The 16,127-nt window shown below is 52.9% G+C and carries 22 protein-coding genes; 11 read left to right on the forward strand and 11 right to left on the reverse strand.

Features of this window, described 5'->3' with window-relative positions:
- Positions 1-236: 236 nt before the first annotated feature.
- The 4 genes from HCH_RS05125 (at position 237) to HCH_RS05140 (ending at position 6,685) form a co-directional block, all read left to right on the forward strand.
- Entirely contained in the window at positions 237-1,715 is a 1,479-nt protein-coding gene (locus tag HCH_RS05125) for a glycoside hydrolase family 19 protein (RefSeq protein ID WP_011395088.1), read from the forward strand.
- Between the two features lie 29 nt (positions 1,716-1,744).
- Entirely contained in the window at positions 1,745-4,885 is a 3,141-nt protein-coding gene (locus tag HCH_RS05130; protein ID WP_011395089.1) for a chitinase C-terminal domain-containing protein, read from the forward strand.
- Positions 4,886-5,144: 259 nt separating this feature from the next.
- Positions 5,145-5,450, forward strand: coding sequence for a helix-turn-helix domain-containing protein (locus HCH_RS05135; protein ID WP_011395090.1), 306 nt, complete (start codon positions 5,145-5,147; stop codon positions 5,448-5,450).
- The gene (locus tag HCH_RS05140; RefSeq protein ID WP_011395091.1) at positions 5,447-6,685 is read left to right on the forward strand and encodes a type II toxin-antitoxin system HipA family toxin; all 1,239 of its coding nucleotides are present in this window, start codon (positions 5,447-5,449) and stop codon (positions 6,683-6,685) included. Before HCH_RS05135 ends, HCH_RS05140 begins: the two co-directional genes overlap by 4 nt.
- Before the next feature lie 81 nt (positions 6,686-6,766).
- Here HCH_RS05140 and HCH_RS35150 read toward each other — a convergent pair whose 3' ends face one another.
- Positions 6,767-6,889, reverse strand: coding sequence for a cyd operon YbgE family protein (locus HCH_RS35150; protein WP_148212741.1), 123 nt, complete (start codon positions 6,887-6,889; stop codon positions 6,767-6,769).
- Positions 6,883-7,113: a hypothetical protein gene (locus tag HCH_RS34555; RefSeq protein WP_011395092.1), complete on the reverse strand. Its 231-nt coding sequence runs from the start codon at positions 7,111-7,113 to the stop codon at positions 6,883-6,885. The genes HCH_RS35150 and HCH_RS34555 overlap by 7 nt, the downstream gene beginning before the upstream one ends.
- On the opposite strand from HCH_RS34555, the gene HCH_RS35155 reads away from it, so the two are divergent.
- Complete coding sequence (locus HCH_RS35155) at positions 7,074-7,178, forward strand: helix-turn-helix domain-containing protein (RefSeq protein WP_202945329.1); 105 nt, start codon at positions 7,074-7,076, stop codon at positions 7,176-7,178. The genes HCH_RS34555 and HCH_RS35155 overlap by 40 nt on opposite strands.
- Positions 7,179-7,255: 77 nt before the next feature.
- Positions 7,256-7,480 carry a hypothetical protein gene (locus HCH_RS05145; RefSeq protein WP_011395094.1) on the forward strand — a complete coding sequence of 75 codons (225 nt, stop codon included), beginning with the start codon at positions 7,256-7,258 and terminating at the stop codon, positions 7,478-7,480.
- Positions 7,481-7,528: 48 nt separating this feature from the next.
- Here HCH_RS05145 and HCH_RS05150 read toward each other — a convergent pair whose 3' ends face one another.
- The 3 genes from HCH_RS05150 to HCH_RS05160 form a co-directional block, all read right to left on the reverse strand.
- A complete protein-coding gene (locus HCH_RS05150) occupies positions 7,529-7,885 on the reverse strand; it encodes a response regulator (RefSeq protein WP_011395095.1) in 357 nt (118 codons plus the stop codon).
- Complete coding sequence (locus HCH_RS05155; RefSeq protein WP_011395096.1) at positions 7,885-8,619, reverse strand: hypothetical protein; 735 nt, start codon at positions 8,617-8,619, stop codon at positions 7,885-7,887. Before HCH_RS05155 ends, HCH_RS05150 begins: the two co-directional genes overlap by 1 nt.
- 154 nt (positions 8,620-8,773) lie before the next feature.
- Positions 8,774-9,676 (reverse strand): LysR family transcriptional regulator, encoded by a 903-nt coding sequence (locus HCH_RS05160; protein WP_011395097.1) that lies wholly within the window; start codon positions 9,674-9,676, stop codon positions 8,774-8,776.
- 137 nt (positions 9,677-9,813) lie between these two features.
- Between HCH_RS05160 and HCH_RS05165 the strand changes: the two genes are divergently transcribed.
- The 5 genes from HCH_RS05165 (at position 9,814) to HCH_RS34110 (ending at position 12,997) form a co-directional block, all read left to right on the forward strand.
- On the forward strand, positions 9,814-10,443 hold the full coding sequence (locus HCH_RS05165; protein WP_011395098.1) for an NAD(P)H-dependent oxidoreductase: 630 nt from the start codon (positions 9,814-9,816) through the stop codon (positions 10,441-10,443).
- A 91-nt stretch (positions 10,444-10,534) separates the two neighbouring features.
- Entirely contained in the window at positions 10,535-11,086 is a 552-nt protein-coding gene (locus tag HCH_RS05170; protein WP_158304925.1) for a TetR/AcrR family transcriptional regulator, read from the forward strand.
- Between the two features lies 1 nt (position 11,087).
- Positions 11,088-11,906, forward strand: coding sequence for a GNAT family N-acetyltransferase (locus HCH_RS05175; protein WP_011395100.1), 819 nt, complete (start codon positions 11,088-11,090; stop codon positions 11,904-11,906).
- Positions 11,907-12,000: 94 nt separating this feature from the next.
- Positions 12,001-12,747 carry a (S)-ureidoglycine aminohydrolase gene (gene allE / locus HCH_RS05180; RefSeq protein WP_011395101.1) on the forward strand — a complete coding sequence of 249 codons (747 nt, stop codon included), beginning with the start codon at positions 12,001-12,003 and terminating at the stop codon, positions 12,745-12,747.
- A gap of 91 nt (positions 12,748-12,838) precedes the next feature.
- Entirely contained in the window at positions 12,839-12,997 is a 159-nt protein-coding gene (locus tag HCH_RS34110) for a hypothetical protein (RefSeq protein WP_158304926.1), read from the forward strand.
- Between the two features lie 79 nt (positions 12,998-13,076).
- On the opposite strand, the gene HCH_RS05185 is transcribed toward HCH_RS34110, so the two are convergent.
- From HCH_RS05185 to HCH_RS34115, 6 genes are all read right to left on the reverse strand, one after another.
- Positions 13,077-14,303: a hypothetical protein gene (locus HCH_RS05185; protein WP_011395103.1), complete on the reverse strand. Its 1,227-nt coding sequence runs from the start codon at positions 14,301-14,303 to the stop codon at positions 13,077-13,079.
- Positions 14,304-14,309: 6 nt separating this feature from the next.
- Positions 14,310-14,792 carry a CesT family type III secretion system chaperone gene (locus HCH_RS05190; RefSeq protein ID WP_011395104.1) on the reverse strand — a complete coding sequence of 161 codons (483 nt, stop codon included), beginning with the start codon at positions 14,790-14,792 and terminating at the stop codon, positions 14,310-14,312.
- A gap of 150 nt (positions 14,793-14,942) precedes the next feature.
- Entirely contained in the window at positions 14,943-15,161 is a 219-nt protein-coding gene (locus tag HCH_RS05195; RefSeq protein ID WP_011395105.1) for a hypothetical protein, read from the reverse strand.
- Positions 15,162-15,328: 167 nt separating this feature from the next.
- Positions 15,329-15,559, reverse strand: a complete 231-nt coding sequence (locus HCH_RS05200) for a hypothetical protein (RefSeq protein ID WP_011395106.1) — start codon at positions 15,557-15,559, stop codon at positions 15,329-15,331.
- The gene (locus HCH_RS05205) at positions 15,559-15,963 is read right to left on the reverse strand and encodes a type II toxin-antitoxin system YafO family toxin (protein WP_011395107.1); all 405 of its coding nucleotides are present in this window, start codon (positions 15,961-15,963) and stop codon (positions 15,559-15,561) included. The genes HCH_RS05200 and HCH_RS05205 overlap by 1 nt, the downstream gene beginning before the upstream one ends.
- Positions 15,953-16,117 carry a hypothetical protein gene (locus HCH_RS34115; protein ID WP_011395108.1) on the reverse strand — a complete coding sequence of 55 codons (165 nt, stop codon included), beginning with the start codon at positions 16,115-16,117 and terminating at the stop codon, positions 15,953-15,955. Before HCH_RS34115 ends, HCH_RS05205 begins: the two co-directional genes overlap by 11 nt.
- Positions 16,118-16,127 lie beyond the last annotated feature (10 nt).

A 16,127-nucleotide genomic window follows, 5' to 3' on the forward strand; every position in this document is an offset into this window, starting at 1 on the left:
ATACCTTTCTGGATGATACCAATTCGTGTACTAATATATACCATTGAGATACCAATAATAAGTAATCTCATGTCGTAGGTAGGTCCATTGATATAAGTGGTACGGTATAGGCGGTCCAATAAAACCCTAACGAAGGGTGCAAGGCGCAGCCAGGTAAACCGGGTTGGGCCGCTTACTACAAAAATCCAATAAGGAGTCCCGCAAGCGTCGGGACGTTTTGCCTCAAGGAAATAACTATGCGTACTCAATACACATTCGGAATGGGGATATTAGCCTCTGCCTTCTGCCTTTCCAGCGCCGTGGCGCTGGCCGCCGTGCCGGAATGGAAAAGCAACGCCGTTTATCAGGGCGGCGATCAGGCGCACACCGCCAATACGATTTATCAGGCCAGATACTGGACGCAGGGGGATGATCCCACCGCTTCCGGACAATGGGGGCCGTGGAAACCGGTCGGACCCTGCGACGCCTCTTGCGACGGGGGCGACAGTCCCGGCGACGGCGGCGATCCGGGGCAGGGCGACGATAGCGCCGGGGATCTGCCGCAGCCGCTACCGGGCGGCGGATACAGCATGAAAGCCTCCGTCATTCATGCGGCGGAAGCGAGCCTTACCGATACTCCACTGTTCAATAAAGTTAAAGACTCCGTCAAAACCAGGGATAACAGCGTGGTGGAGGCGGTGGTTCCCGGGGCGGCGTCCAATCCCGCCAACGTCAAGCGGGTGGAAAGCATCATCTCCAACGCCCAGTTTGAAGAGACCTTCCCGCAGCGTCATGAGTCCTACACCTACACGCGTTTCCTGAGGGCGGTCGCGAAGTTCGAAGGCTTCTGCTCAACCTATGACGACGGTCGCGACAGCGACGCCATCTGTCGTAAGTCCCTGGCGACTATGTTCGCCCACTTCACTCAGGAAACCGGCGGTCATGACGGTAACTCCTCCATTCCCCAGTGGCGTCAGGGCCTGGTGTTCGTCAGAGAAGCCGGATGCGACGCGAACAACGCCGGGTGCGGTTACAACGCGGAATGCAGTCCGGACACCTGGCAGGGTAAAACCTGGCCCTGCGGTAAAGACGCCAGCGGCGATTACCTGAAGTACTTTGGCCGCGGCGCCAAGCAGTTGAGTTACAACTACAACTACGGACCGTTTTCGCAGGCGATGTATGGCGATGTGCGAGTGCTGTTGAACGACCCGGAAAAAGTCGCCGACACCTGGCTCAATCTGGCTTCCGCTGTGTTTTTCTTTGTGTATCCGGCGTCTCCGAAACCCAGCATGTTGCATGTGGTGGACGGGACCTGGACGCCTAACGCTCACGATGAGCAACTGGGCATCAAGCCTGGCTTCGGCGCCACCACCAATATCATCAATGGCGGCATCGAATGCGGCCACGGCTATGAGAAGCCGCAATCCGTCAACCGCATCGATTACTACCGCAACCACGCCCAGGCGCTCAATGTCGCCATCGGCGCCAATGAAGAGTTGGGATGTAAAGATCAGAAAAGCTTCGACACTCAGGGCTCCGGCGCATTGCAGGTGTACTGGGATCAGGATTGGGGTTACTACCCGGACATGCCCGAAGGCAAATCTTTCGCCTGCAAGCTGGTCGGCTATCAGACCCCGTACTTCGCGCTGGCGCAAGGTGACTATCGCCGCTGCGTGGAGAACTTTTTCGACGTCACCGTCGTGACTGATGAAAAACAACAAACAGCGGGACAATGAAGCCCGCGACCGTAAAAGGACTGTAAATTATGAAAATGAAATTGCTGACCGCCACCTTGATTGCTGCGGGAGCCCTCAGCCAATCGGCGTTCGCTTATGATTGCGCGGGACTTTCCGACTGGGACAGCGGCGCCGTATACACCGGCGGCGCGAAAGTGAAACACAAGAACAACGCCTATGAGGCGGCCTACTGGTCGCAGGGCGCCGATCCTGAAACTCATTCCGGCGACTGGCAGGAATGGAAGCCACTGGGGCAATGCGATGACGGCGGCCCTGTCGATAACAAGCCGCCCAGCGTTACTCTGACGGCGCCAACCTCCGGTTCTGAATACGCCGTCGGCGACATTGTCATGCTATCCGCACAGGCGTCCGATGAGGACGGCTCCGTCGCCAAAGTGACTTTTATGGTGGATGACGAAGTGGTCGGCGAAGATGACAGCGCGCCTTATTCCGTCGAGTGGAAGGCGGAGCTGGGCGCCCACACCGTCAGCGCCGCCGCTGTGGATGACGACGATGCGGACGCGACGTCCGGCAAGGCCAGCATTAAAGTCGCCGACGACGATACGCCGCCGGACAACAAGGCGCCGACCGCCAGCGTCACTTCCCCCAAAGCAGGCGATGAATTCGAAGCGGACGCCAGCGTTAATATCAGTGTCGACGCGGCCGATGAAGACGGCTCCGTGAGCAAGGTGGAGTTCTATGTAGACAACGCCTTGATCGGCGAAGACGACGCGGCGCCCTATGAAATGGACTGGAAAGCCGAGTCCGGCGCGCACCGTATTTCGGCCAAGGCGATTGATGACAAAGGCCTGGGCGGCATGGCGCCGGCGGTCGCCATCAAAGTGAATGGCGGAACCGATCCTGGCGGAGAAGACTGTCGTCCAGAAGGCCTGTATCAGACGCCGGGCGTCGATGTGCCTTACTGTAGCATCTACGACGAAAACGGCCGTGAAAAAATGGGCGCGGATCATCCCCGCCGCATCATCGGCTACTTCACGTCCTGGCGCACCGGCAAGAACGGCGCGCCCTCTTATCTGGCCAGTGACATTCCCTGGGAGAAGCTGACCCACATTAACTACGCCTTCGCTCATGTGGACGGGAACAACAAGATTTCCGTGGGCAACGTGAACAACCCGGAAAACGCCGCCACCGGCTTGACCTGGGACGGCGTAGAAGGCGCGGAAATGGACCCGAGCTATTCCTATAAGGGGCATTTCAACCTGCTGAACAAGTTCAAGAAGCAGTATCCGAACGTGAAGACGCTGATCTCCGTCGGCGGCTGGGCTGAAACTGGCGGCTATTTCGACGAAGACGGCAAGCGCGTCGACAGTGGCGGCTTCTACACCATGACCACCAACGCGGATAACAGCATCAATCAGCAGGGCATCAACACCTTCGCCGATTCAGTGGTGGCGTTCCTGCGCTCTTATGGCTTTGACGGGGTGGATATCGATTATGAATATCCCACCAGCATGAATGACGCCGGCAATCCGGACGATTTCGCCATCGCCAACGCCCGTCGCGCCGGTCTGATGGCGTCTTACGTGGAACTGATGAAAACCCTGCGTGAGAAGCTGGACGCCGCCTCAGCCGAAGACGGCAAGCACTACATGCTGACCATCGCCTCGCCCTCTTCAGGCTACCTGCTGCGGGGTATGGAAGTGATGCAGATCACGCCGTATCTGGACTACGTCAACATCATGACTTACGACCTGCACGGCGCCTGGAACCAGTTCGTTGGTCCCAACGCGGCCTTGTATGACACCGGCGAAGACGTGGAGTTGAAAGCCTGGAACTACTACAACACCTCTCAGTATCAGCGCATTGGTTATCTCAATACCGACTGGGCTTACAAGTACTTCCGCGGAACCATGCAGGCGGGTCGGATTAATATCGGCGTGCCATACTACAGCCGTGGCTGGCAGGGTGTGAACGGCGGCGACAACGGGATGTGGGGCACGGCGTCCGCGCCGGACCAGAATAACTGTCCTCCCGGAACCGGAACCGGCGATAAGAACGACTGCGGCCATGGCGCCGTGGGTATCGACAACATCTGGCATGACCTGGACAAACAGGGCAATGAGATGGGCGCCGGCTCTAACCCGCTGTGGCACGCCAAGAACCTGGCGGAAGGCGTAGCGGGCAGCTACATCGCGGATTATGGCCTTGACCCGGCCAACGACCCTACTGACGTACTGACCGGCTCCTACAGCCGTCACTATGACGCTACCGCGGTGGCGCCCTGGTTGTGGAATGCGGAAAAACGCGTGTTCCTGTCTATCGAAGATGAGGAGTCCATTGGCGTTAAGGCCAACTATGTGGTCGACAACGGCATCGGCGGCGTCATGTTCTGGGAATTAGCCGGCGACTACGACTGGAACGAGGACAAGGGCGAGTACTTCATGGGCGACACCCTGACCACCCAGTTTTACGACGCATTCAAAAACGCGGCGCCATACGGTGACCAGGTCGGCTCCGATGTGCCGGCGACCAGCCTGGACATCAAGTACAGCATCAGCGGCTTCAAGTTGGGCGATCAGAACTACCCGATCAACCCCAAACTGAAAATCACCAATAACTCGGGCCAGACCATTCCCGGCGGAACCACCTTTGAGTTCAATGTGCCCACTGCGATTCCCGACACCATCAGCGATCAGAGCGGTGTAGGCCTGAAAGTTATCGCCAGCGGCGCTAACAGCTCCGGCAACAACATTGGCGGTTTGGAGAACGATCACCACACCGTGGCGTTCACCCTGAAAAACTACCAGGCCCTGGCGGACGGTGAGAGCATGGACATCACGCTCAACTACCACCTGCCCATGGCGACGCCTTCCAGCTGGAGAGTGAAAATAGACGGCGCCACCTTCGCTCTGAAACAAGAGCACCCGGAACTGCCCGCAGGCTCTTTGGACGGCGGCGATAATGGCGATGGCGGAGACGACGGTGGCGATGATGGCGGTAACGACGGCGGCTCCTGCGCCGACGCCAACGTCGATCCCAGCAAAGTGAACGTCTATCCCAACTGGACCCAGAGCGACTGGCAAGGCAACCCCACCCATGCCGGCTCCGGCGACCTGATGTCCCACAACAAGGTCGTCTACCGCGCAGGCTGGTGGACCCAATCCACCCCAGGCAGCGACGGCAGCTGGACCCTGGTGTGCCGCTTCTAAACTAAACCCACCCAGTCCGCCCCTTTAACCGGGGGCGGGCTCAGAACCATCCTGCCTTGTAGCTTAACGGCTTTTCCTTTTGAACCAGTTATTGGCGCTAATGGCTGGCGCGATTCCAATTCAGTCTTCTGAGACTTATGGTTATCTTTTTCTGAGAATTTGGTAGCTTTAGTGGTCAAAAAGTTTCTTTGCTATATCCTTTTGTGGTTCCTATAATTATCAAATTGCCACCTTTTGATAACTGTAGTGATCGCTCGATATGCCTGGTGAAAAAAGAAGCGCTATTGTTTTTCCCAAGAACCAAAAGGTTCTCTCCCAGTTAGGTGAGAACATAAAGTTGGCCAGAAAGCGCAGAAACTATACTCAGACTCTGATTTCCGAGCGGACTGGGCTCAGCCGGTTAACCATTCGCAGAATCGAGCAAGGAGACGCCAAAGTGTCTATGGGGCATTATGTGGCGGTATTAGGCGTACTGGGATTAGTAGAGGACTTGGTGAAAGTGGCCAGTGACGATGAATTGGGACGCAAGCTACAGGATATTAAGCTTCTGAGTAAGCAAAAATGAACACTGAAGTCTTTGTATTTGCTGACTGGGAGGAATTCGATGAACCGGTTTTGGTTGGGAGACTCCGCTCTACTGTCACCAAGAATAGAGAGCATTTCAGCTTTCATTATGATGAGGGGTGGCTGAAGCTTCCCAGCGCACAGCAAATAGACCCTGACCTCCATTTGTTCTCTGGCGAGCAACATAGCTCAAACACAAATAACTTTCGCGCATTTCTGGACTCTTGTCCTGATCGTTGGGGACGCTTGCTGATGAACCGTCGCGAAGCGGTCTTGGCGCGTCAGCAGGAAAGGCGTCCCAAGGTGCTTCATGAGATGGACTATCTCCTCGGCGTCCATGATCTTTATCGCCAAGGCGCCTTGAGATTTAAACAGTCAATAGAGGGCGCCTTTCTTGATAACGACGAGCGGCTGGCGGCCCCGCCCATATCATCGTTAAGGGAGCTGGAGTACGCTGCCCAGCAAGTAGAAGACAGCAACAGTGATGATCCCGAGTATCTAAGATGGCTCTACATGTTGATGTCGCCAGGCTCATCTCTAGGTGGCGCTCGCCCCAAGGCAAGCGTGGTGGATGAGGCGAATCACTTGTGGATCGCTAAATTTCCGAGTCGCCATGACGACCATGACATTGCTGCGTGGGAGTTTACGGCTTATCAATTGGCGTTGGAGGCGGGGATAGTGATGGCTCCGTGCAGAATTGAGAGATTCAATAGCCATCACCACACGTTTTTAACCCAGCGTTTTGATCGCACTGCTGCCAGTCGTCTGCATTTCACCTCAGCGTTAACGCAGCTTGGTTACTATGATGGCGACTACGACGCCAGTTACATCGAATTGGCGCAGTTTCTTACGGAGAGAGGCTCCAACACCAGAGATGATTTGGCGCAACTATGGCGCCGTATCATTTTTAACATTGCGATTTCCAATACGGATGATCACTTGCGTAACCATGGGTTTATCTATCAAAAGGGGGGATGGGTTTTATCTCCGGCTTACGATATTAATCCTGTTACACCCTCTAATGGACTGCATTTGAATATTACTGATAATGACAATAGCCTGGACTACGACTTAGCGGTGGATGTGATCGACTTTTTTCAACTAAGCGTCAGTGAAGCGAATGCGATAAAAGATGAAGTGCTGCACAGCGTTAGTCAGTGGGAATCGGTGGCTAAAAACATCGGTATCAGCCGAGCTGATCGACAAATAATGGCTTCAGCGTTCAATGTTGGATAAAAGAGTCGCGGTTCTCTAACCAGATTCAAGCCCGCCTGAGCAGGCTTTTTCTGCGTCTCTCTTACAAGAGCTTCCAAACGCTCACATCACCCACAAGTACACGCATAACGCCATCACTGGCCAACCTACGTAAGGGGCCAGCGTCCAGCGCCAGATCGTCAGGTAGGGTACGTAGCCGACGCCCCACAGGAAGAGCGTCAGCAGGTCGTGTTTGAGTTGGCGGCGATGAGCTCGATCCGCCCCGGCATCTGCTCGATAGTCTCAACAAACAACGTATTCTTCACTTCGCAGAAAATGCGGAGTATTGGCTGCGGAGACAGTCCTTTCCCGGTAACATCCGTGAATTGCGCAACCGGGCTGAACAGGCGATGAGGCTGAGCGTCGTTATCTGCAAAGCGTCTTCGACCGACGCAGGGGCGACGATGCATCTCTGGCCAGACTGCTCGGCGTTAGTGAAAGAACGTTATATCGAAAAATCAGGATGTTGAAATAGGGACTGTGAATGCCCCTCCGATGGCTGGCGAGGACATCAGGCATCGGAAGTAAAGCGAGTAAAAAGGGAGTATAAGAATGGGCGCTTTTCTTCGAAGGCTGTTTGCAATATCGATGATTGTTCTGGGTGGAATACTTTTCCTGTGGGGAGCGTCCGACTTGTTCACGGTGAAGAGCATCATGGGCGATAAATTTGTCGCAAGCGGGAAAGATAGCGCGGAGGCGCTTGTCATTCTTCTTTTGGGAATGGCCTCTATCGTGTATGGCGTCTTCGATATCAAGCTAACGAGAAGCCAGGTGTAATAATTTGAGTGCGATCTGTGGAATCGCTATGGCGTTTCACTTAGCCGCTTATATAGGGCGTTCTAAAACCTGCTCTATTATTTCCCTGATTTTACTGAACTCCATTTTCCCGCAAACCGCGTCAGCGCCCGCCTTCTGAATTTTCGCGTTACCCTGCGCATGAGATGACGCCGCGATGATTTTCAGTTGGGGAAAGCGCTCACGAATCACTCGCGTGACTTCATCGCCTTTGCAGTCATCCAGGTCGAAATCAACCAGCGCCAGATCAAAGCGTTGTGATTCCAGTGCGGCCAACACGGACGCCATATCCGGCGCCACGGTGATCTCACAGTCCGATAAAAAGACATCCTGCGCCGAGGCGGCGAAGACGGGGTGATTTTCGATATATAGTATGCGGGTTTTCATTAAGTATATTGCGTCGATGATGGTTCGGACGAAGCGCTGTCAGGCACGCTGTTCAGTCTCTTTCTCAATTCTTCCAATAATAAGTTTCTTTTGCTCAACACGGATATCAACAGAAGCGACAGGAAGCTCAATAGAAGCATGCTGATGATTGCGCTGACGTGATTGCTTACCGGGAAAAATAGATTGATCAGCAGCCACATAAACGCTGCGCCAAGTATAAAACCTTTTATCCCTCCCGATGGAGAGCCAGCAATCTTCCGTATGAGTTCGTCATTGCTCAGTGTATCGAGCGGCTTGCTGAGGCGCTCTATCCAGCGGTCAATGATATTGCGGGGGAGAAGACTGGCTGGCTTGTTCTGCTGATTTGCCTGCTTGGATACGCGGGCGCAGAAAATAATAGTGATCAGATATATCAGATAGGCGACTAGCCCGTGCGCGATCAGCCGTTCGGCGTTCAATGTTTGGTCTGACGCCTGAAATATAAAATAGGCGCTGGCTTGCAATAACAGGCAATAGCCAGCACCCAACGTCGCGAAGGCGCCGAGTTCCGCGTTGGCAAGGGGCTTTCCATTGATTTTGCAGTAATAGCGTGTGCTCAATACCGCGCTAACAATCGCGCAAGAAAGCAAGCCCATTTCCACAAAAGCGTAGGAGAACAGAACAATGACAGGAGCTAACGCCAAAATGGAAAGTGCGAATAAAGCCAATGCACGAAGTAAGGGATAAGATTTCATACTGGCCACGCCTCAAAACAGAGCTTATGAAGAAACAGGGTAGTCATAGTTTTCTATGGCGCCCACTTCAACGCACAGTACAATCTTTGTGACAACGCATGCCGCCTGACTAACACTTTCAGACGCTGCGTGACGATCTTGCGGTCATGGGATCTTAACTGCGCAAATGCTCCGCCAAGTAATCAATAACGGTTTTGACGCGCTTTATCTTTGCTTTATCTTTTGAGTAAACCAGATACATGCCATTTTCAAACCGGTTGGGCGTGATGGCGTAGTTTGGCATCAGGCGTATCAATTCGCCGCGTTTCACTGAGTTCAATACGCCATGATCCGCCAGCAGGCCGATGCCGCCGTGGTTCAACGCGCAGTGCAGGATGCTTTCGGTATTGTTAGTGAGCAGATAAGGGCTTTGCATGGCGATGCGTTGTTGCGACGCGCCATCATCAAATATCCAGCTACTGTGAGGCGATGAAAACCGGTATGCGAGCAGCCGGTGATCATGCAGGTCTTTGGGATGTTTGGGGTCGCCGTATTTCTCAATATATTGGGGTGAGGCTATCAGCCAGAATTCGTAGGCGCCGAACTTTTTCGCCAGCAGGCGGGAGTCGTTCAGTCTGCCGAAGCGAACGTAGATATCATGCAATCCCTCGTTGGGATCAATGACGCGGTCGTCGCAATCCAGAATCACCGTCAGATCAGGGTAGTGGTCTCTCAAACCCGCCAGAGCGGGGGCGATGAAATAGGACGCGAACCACCAGGGAGCGGACAGACTCACTCTGCCTCCCACTTCCTCTTTTTGCTGGCGCAGACAATCACTGACTTCATCCAGAGAGATGACCAGCGGCGCCGCCTCTTCATACAAACGCTGACCTTGCTGGGTTAACGCAACCATGCGCGTGCTGCGGGTGAACAGCGCCACATTCAGCTCTTTCTCCAGCTCAGTTATCTGTCGGGACACGGACGATGCGGACAAATGCAACTCGGCGGAAGCCTGGGCGAAGTTCAAATGTTTAGCGACGGACAGAAAAACGCGGAGGGCGTGCAGGGATCGGATCATTGTTGCGAATATTCAAAGTATGAAAAAGATAATTCGAGATTAAACAATAATGCCCGCCTCGCTAATCTACAACCCGTTTATATAGCCAAGGCGCTGCGAGCTATGAGTGGCGGCGCCGAATAACAGGAGCATGACGGATGAATAAGGTATTGATCGTAAACGGCGCGGAACCTAAAGCCGGGGTGGCGGACGGAAGCTTCAATGAGGGGCTGATCAGCGTGGCGAAACAGACGCTGCAACCGTTCGCAGAGGTGCGGACCACTCGAGTTATGGACGGCTACGATATCGCCGAGGAGCAGCAAAAATATCAATGGGCGGATTTGATTATTCTTCAGTTTCCCGTGTATTGGTTTTCCGCCCCCGCGGCATTGAAGCGCTACATCGACGATGTGTATGCGCATGGCGTTTTCTTCGCCGGCGCAGAGCGATATGGCGAAGGCGGATTACTCAAAGGCCGACGCTATCTGCTTTCCACCACCTGGAACGCCGCTGAAAAAGCCTTCCATCCTGACGGCGGCGTGCTGGCCGGACTGGCGGCGGATCAAGTGCTGACCTCCATGCATATCACCCAGCGATATGTCGGCCTCACGCCGTTGGAGAGCTTCGCTGCGTTCAATGTCATCGATGAACCGCGTTTCGAATATTGGGCGGAGCGCTGGCGGCGTCATATCAACTCACTCTATTCATCACCTTCCTTTGAGTTGTTGAATGGACATTCGCCGCAACATATTCGGCTGAATCAGGCGGACCTAAGCCCGTCAACTTGACAGAAATGATGTCGCGCCTCATCATCTTAACTGACTGCGTGGTCAGTTAAGATGATTGATGGGAGGTTTGGTGAGACCGCAGACGGGAAGAATGAAGTTACTGCAGGCGGCAATGACGCTGTTTGAAGCAAATGGCTACTTCGCTACAACAATTGAGCAAATCTCGCAGCAGGCTGGAGTTTCCAAAGGACTGACATACAACTACTTCAGGAGCAAAGAAGAACTGCTCATCGCCTTGGTGGAAGACGCTACCAGTAGAATGGCGTCAGTATCCTCTGAGTTGTCCGAAGGACGCAGCGCTTCTGAGTCTGTTGCTAGTTTCCTGAACGTGTTTTTTACGTTTCTAAAAACGGAAAAGACTTATCTAAAGCTCCAGCTAACCATTCTGCACACACCCGAGTTGCGCAAAATTGTGGACGCCGCCGTGAAGCAGCGAGCGGAAATGCTGCTGAAACAGGTGAGCCGTTGGATGAAGGATTTGGGGGTTGAGAAAAGTCGCGATAACGCCCGAATCATCCTGGCCATGCTGGATGGCGTCGCCCTGCATTATTTATCGATCTACGACAAATATCCGCTCGACGCCGTGCAGAAACAGCTCACGCGAAACATATTAGATCTCTGTCGCCAACATAAGGATGAGTGACATGCTGAAAATTACGCCTGTTGAAAACAATGACTCCCTGACGCCGCTAAAAATCGCCTATCTGAAGGGTTGCGTCGCCCCTCTCGATGGCATGTGGTTGAACGGGTTCCTGCCTTTTTCGCAGCATCTTGGGCTGTTCGACGGCGGTGCGCTGACGGGGTACGCCTGCGTCAACAGTGAGGGGTATGTATTGCAGCTTTTTCTGCCATCCAGCCACCAAAACCAGTACGCGCCAACATTGCGCCGTATTCTCGAACAGGGTGGAAAAGACTATTCACAAATTGCAGGAGCTTTTGTCAGCACTGCTGAGCCTGCATATCTATCGGCGTGTCTGGATGTGTTCAACAGTTTCCAGGTGAATGCATTGATGTACGAATACGACGTTAACGCCACAGAGACGCAAAGTGTGTCAGACATGCTGCCGATGGCGTTCGCCAGTAACGAACAGCTCTCAGAGTTTGTGGCTTTTACCGCGCATAATATTCAAGCGCCGGAGGAGTGGCTGAATTATTATCTGGGGGGCTTGATCGAGCGCAGGCAACTTTTGGGCTACTGGCGGGAAGGCGAACTAGTCGCCAGTGGGGAAATGCGGCATGATCCGACCTTTCAATCCGATTGTGTGGATATTGGCGTGATTGTGGCGCGGGAGCACAGAAAGCAAGGCATCGCTGAAAAAGTGATCCGAACCTTGTCCTCCCGAATCAGAGAAACTCAGCGGCGTCCAATCTGCTCCACAGAAAGAGAAAATATCGCTGCGCAGACAGCCATCGCCCGGGCGGGTTTCATCTCCAGGCACAGAATTGTGCGGTTTGATTGTTGATACCGTTCTGACAATGGACGGAGTGAAGCCTGCGTTGCAGAGTGGGCTTAGAGTTGCAGACTCATCGTGAACCATAACTAGAAGGCTGACAAACATGACCCTGACCGGCGCTACCCGCAGTAAATTGTCCCGCAACTATTCTCTGATGTGTCCCGACTCCCATGTGCCATTGAATCTGCCGCAGTGGAAAAACTGTCAGGTGATTTATACGGCGTCGCCGGAGATGGGGGCGAAGTTTTGTCAGTTTCTGGTGAATATGAAAGCCGGCGGTAGTTTTTGTTCGGAGAGCCAGACGGATGAGTTTCTGTTGTTAGTGTTGGAAGGCGCTATCGAACTGACTTTTGGCGGCGCTACACACCGCCTGCAGCAGGACGGATTCGCGCACTTGAAAGCGGGTGAGCGCTTTGAGTTAAAGAATCCTGGCGATACTGGACGGATATTAGCGTTTCAGAAAAAGTACGCGCCTATGCCTGGGGCGACCGGCGCTGTCATATCTTTCGTCAGTTCCTTGGCGCAAACTTCGGCGAAGCCGTTTCTCGGCGATGACGGCGCCTTACTGCAAACCTTGTTGCCCGAGGATTCGGCTTGGGATTGGGGCGTCAATGTATTTGAGTTTCAACCCGGCGCCACACTGCCCATCGTGGAAATGCATTTCATGGAGCATGGTCTGTACTTTCTGCAGGGGCAGGGCGTTTACCGTCTGGGAAGCGACTGGCATCTGGTGGAGCAGGGCGATGCGATCTGGATGGGGCCTTATCTGGAACAATGGTTCGCCGCGACGGGGAAAATCTCCAGCAAATATATCTACTACAAGGAAATGAATCGGGCGCCGGGGCTTTAATAAACGGCGTTCGCCGAAGATTTTGTATTTAAATCTCCTCTCGCATAAGCCATTATGACGCAAGACTTTCTACTGTTTTCGAGAACCTTTGATGTTAAAAAAGCTGCTGTTTCTTGTCGGGTGCGTGCTAGCCATTGTCGTCGCCTGGTGGGCGTTCAAATTAATCGGCAAGCTGGTGTTCTTCGCGGTGCTGGCTATCGGCGCCTATCTCCTGTGGACTAAGGTTATCAAGCCCAGTTCAGATGGGTGAAGTGGCGCTACGGCGGTCGTTATTTTTCTCGGGAAGCAGTTTGAAGACCGCTTCCCGAATGTGCTATTCGTCGGCCTGATTAGTAATTAGCTTTATGTTCGCTTTCAGAGTCGCTGCTGCTGTGCTCTGAGTCTGTATCGGTCGACCCATTTATTACCGGGTGAGATTGCGCGTTAATCTGGCCGTTCAGCAGGTTATTTACTGTGGTGTCGACGTTACTTTTGCTTCCCAGTGCGCCTTCGGAAATGCCTTGAATGCCTGGAAACACGACGCCTGGTCGGTTGCTGGCGCGGTGCAGGTAAAGCTCTCCGCTTTCCCCGAAAGGCGAATCCTGCAATGAGGCGGCGGAGCGTTCAACATGATCGCACACGGCGCAGGGGCGTTTTACCCCCGCTACGGGGATCAACAGCGGCCCTTCACTTTTATCTGAAGGCAAATTCTTGGCGAGATAGTCGTAAAGAGATTGCTCTGCGTGCATACACGCTTTGCCTTCATCGTTCTTTTTAGTGCCGCCTTCAACCAGGGACTTGTTTTTATCTGGATGCACTTGGCTATCGACCACTTTCACATATTGGTTGATCTGGCTATCATCGCCGCTTTGTAGCGCCTTGGCTGCATTTTGAATGGTATCGAGAATGGGGCCCACCTGCTGCTTAACTCGCTCTGCCTCCGCGTCCGACATTTGACGTCCCAAGTCATTGGCGGACACCTTTTCAGTCTGCGTGGCGGCTGCGCTCTTAAATTTGGCGAAGCCACTTTCATCAAGTAATTGGCTTGAGATGTTTTGTCGGTGACGGTCGTTGCGTTCATTGCCCGTTATCTTGCCAAGGTCTTGAAAAGACGCTTTCAGCCCTTCAAGCAACCCGGCTGTATTTTTATTGCAACTGATAAGCAGCTTGCCTTCATGAACCGTCGCCTGGACTTCCACTGCGCCCTTGGTATTTTCCAGCGCGAGGCTGGAAATCCACCTTAACGCCTGGTTTGTGGTATTGAGCCCTTCGTATTTCTTGCTCCCGGCGCTTTCTTGCGAACCATGCGCCTCTGCTCTTGTATTATTGTGTGCGTTGGCGCCGTCCATGCTGATGCGGACTAGCGGAACGTCACCGGGTGTGCTTCCGGTAAGGCGGCTGCTGCTGGTAAGCGGTGTAGAGGAGGTGGAGGCCATGGAGGTTCCAGTCTGCTGGGTCGCTTCCTGACCAAGACTCATGGTTTGCGGATGATTTTGCGAAGTTGATGACGACTGTTGGGTTGCAGCGGTATCTATGTGATGAACGCCGCTCTGTTGATTAACGCCGCTGGTTTGCATGGTGCTCTAGCCTCTGATCATGTGCATGTGATTGGGGGATGGCGCTTTGGGAGCTGGGGCGGGTGCTTGCCCGGTTGGCGCTTCATGTTGATAGTCGGCTATCACGGCGCGGAAGTGCACGGCGGTTTCAATGAAGTTTTTGAGTATGTTGGAAAACAGTATGGCGGTCAGCCCCTCTATTTCCTGTACAAAGCTCAACACCAGTGAGTGCTCCTTCGGGTTGACGCTGATCGCCGCGCCTTTGGTTCTTAGGCCAGGGAAGCTGTACTCAAGAACTTTAACTAACGCATTGGAGCTAAGCTCATCCAGGGAAACTAAGTCGCTCAAAAATACCAGTTGATTTTGATCATCGGGAAGGAACAGCGTTATGACCGTGTCGCCGACATACTGAAATCCGCAGACATTTTCTTCATTAAGCTGAAACTCTGGGAGATCATTTATCTGAGAAAACTCTTTTAAAAGCGTATTGATTCTCTGCTTGGGGTTCATAATCCAAACCTTCGTTAAGGGCTTTGAGGGTGTGAAGTGAGCTAATGCTAACTACACCTGATATATCGTTTGGTAACGACGGCGGTGATGAAGTTGCATTAACAAGCAGAGAGGTAGCGGAAGAGGGTAAGCAGAATGGAGGCGGACTGCTCAGTCATTAGCGTCCGTTTTATTTCCTTGTTTCTCGGCTGTGTTCGCATCAAACGTATAAAACAACTGCCAGTAGCAGTAAAGCGCTGCGCCGCTGGCGATCATGCCCCACAGAGGTTCGCCGGTGGCCCATTCCAGCGTCGCCCAGAACAAGCAGAATACCGTGATGGCGACACGTCTCCATACCGGGCGGAAAAATTCCAAATCTCGTTGCTGCATGGGCGTTGTCTCTATGTTCCGGGTGATGAGTTGACGCGACGTTTAGGGTAAACATCGACGGGACGGATAGTTTGCAGTATCCCGGAATGGTTGGCCAGTCCGGGAGAGTATTTTAGTAAATGCAAAAAAATGATCAGGAAATCCGGGTTGTCTCTGAGCTGGGAGCGCTATTCTTGATCTTCCCACGCATACGGCAGCAACTCGGCGACATCATCAAAGTCGATAAATGCAACGATCTTGCCTGACTGATCCTTGATTTCCCAGCCTTCGAGTGGACTCCACGCACTGAAGTCGTAAGCACCCAACCCACACTCATGCTCAATAGCTACAACGTAACGCCCTGCTTTTTGGGGCGCCTCTGCTCGGGTCCACTGGACCTTCTTAAGTTCGCGTTTCATTACCATTTCATCCTAAACTCTAGCGCTTCTTCCGCATAACTTTTGAGAGTTTTTTCCTCAGTTCGAAGAAACTCGTGACCATTATTCCATATAATTGTAAGTAGCATATAATAATCTGGGTTTAAGTATCCTGGACAATATAGCAAAAATGCATCACTAGTTCTTTTGTCCTGGATTCGTAAATGAAGTTTCTCAACTCGGAATCGCTTTTCGTCAAGCAAGTGGACGTGTTTGACCTTCTCTTCCCAAGCTAGCTTGGGGCTCATAGTGAGAACATCCTTGCCAAACATTTTACCTGGATCTCCGGTTTCAACATAATATTCGAAGGCATCAATCACCTTCTTTACAGCAGGAATGTTTTTCTGATATTCAATGTCTTTACCGTAGAAAAGTTTAACCGCCATGTCCTTTAAATCCTTTTGACTTCATTTCCTCTCGAATTTCTCGCTCTTTACGGGCCTTCGTCATAGCTGCTTTAATTTCTTCCAGCTCATGAATAGTTAGTGCCTCTGGCTGTTTAAGTGCTTTTTTCTTACCTTGAACGTCTTTTTCTGACATAAAAATACTC

The organism is Hahella chejuensis KCTC 2396 (assembly GCF_000012985.1).
Lineage (GTDB): Bacteria > Pseudomonadota > Gammaproteobacteria > Pseudomonadales > Oleiphilaceae > Hahella > Hahella chejuensis.

What these genes read in the sequence shown, in the direction of transcription:
- HCH_RS05170 (WP_158304925.1), top strand. Translation starts at nt 10,535, where the DNA reads ATGAAGTTACTGCAGGCGGCAATGACGCTGTTTGAAGCAAATGGCTAC.
- HCH_RS05200 (WP_011395106.1), bottom strand. Translation starts at nt 15,559, where the DNA reads ATGAAACGCGAACTTAAGAAGGTCCAGTGGACCCGAGCAGAGGCGCCC.
- HCH_RS05185 (WP_011395103.1), bottom strand. Translation starts at nt 14,303, where the DNA reads ATGCAAACCAGCGGCGTTAATCAACAGAGCGGCGTTCATCACATAGAT.
- HCH_RS34110 (WP_158304926.1), top strand. Translation starts at nt 12,839, where the DNA reads ATGTTAAAAAAGCTGCTGTTTCTTGTCGGGTGCGTGCTAGCCATTGTC.
- HCH_RS05150 (WP_011395095.1), bottom strand. Translation starts at nt 7,885, where the DNA reads ATGAAAACCCGCATACTATATATCGAAAATCACCCCGTCTTCGCCGCC.
- HCH_RS05145 (WP_011395094.1), top strand. Translation starts at nt 7,256, where the DNA reads ATGGGCGCTTTTCTTCGAAGGCTGTTTGCAATATCGATGATTGTTCTG.
- HCH_RS34555 (WP_011395092.1), bottom strand. Translation starts at nt 7,113, where the DNA reads ATGCATCGTCGCCCCTGCGTCGGTCGAAGACGCTTTGCAGATAACGAC.
- HCH_RS05190 (WP_011395104.1), bottom strand. Translation starts at nt 14,792, where the DNA reads ATGAACCCCAAGCAGAGAATCAATACGCTTTTAAAAGAGTTTTCTCAG.
- HCH_RS05130 (WP_011395089.1), top strand. Translation starts at nt 1,745, where the DNA reads ATGAAAATGAAATTGCTGACCGCCACCTTGATTGCTGCGGGAGCCCTC.
- HCH_RS05195 (WP_011395105.1), bottom strand. Translation starts at nt 15,161, where the DNA reads ATGCAGCAACGAGATTTGGAATTTTTCCGCCCGGTATGGAGACGTGTC.
- HCH_RS05160 (WP_011395097.1), bottom strand. Translation starts at nt 9,676, where the DNA reads ATGATCCGATCCCTGCACGCCCTCCGCGTTTTTCTGTCCGTCGCTAAA.
- allE (WP_011395101.1), top strand. Translation starts at nt 12,001, where the DNA reads ATGACCCTGACCGGCGCTACCCGCAGTAAATTGTCCCGCAACTATTCT.
- HCH_RS05155 (WP_011395096.1), bottom strand. Translation starts at nt 8,619, where the DNA reads ATGAAATCTTATCCCTTACTTCGTGCATTGGCTTTATTCGCACTTTCC.
- HCH_RS05205 (WP_011395107.1), bottom strand. Translation starts at nt 15,963, where the DNA reads ATGGCGGTTAAACTTTTCTACGGTAAAGACATTGAATATCAGAAAAAC.
- HCH_RS05175 (WP_011395100.1), top strand. Translation starts at nt 11,088, where the DNA reads ATGCTGAAAATTACGCCTGTTGAAAACAATGACTCCCTGACGCCGCTA.
- HCH_RS34115 (WP_011395108.1), bottom strand. Translation starts at nt 16,117, where the DNA reads ATGTCAGAAAAAGACGTTCAAGGTAAGAAAAAAGCACTTAAACAGCCA.
- HCH_RS05140 (WP_011395091.1), top strand. Translation starts at nt 5,447, where the DNA reads ATGAACACTGAAGTCTTTGTATTTGCTGACTGGGAGGAATTCGATGAA.
- HCH_RS05135 (WP_011395090.1), top strand. Translation starts at nt 5,145, where the DNA reads ATGCCTGGTGAAAAAAGAAGCGCTATTGTTTTTCCCAAGAACCAAAAG.
- HCH_RS05165 (WP_011395098.1), top strand. Translation starts at nt 9,814, where the DNA reads ATGAATAAGGTATTGATCGTAAACGGCGCGGAACCTAAAGCCGGGGTG.
- HCH_RS05125 (WP_011395088.1), top strand. Translation starts at nt 237, where the DNA reads ATGCGTACTCAATACACATTCGGAATGGGGATATTAGCCTCTGCCTTC.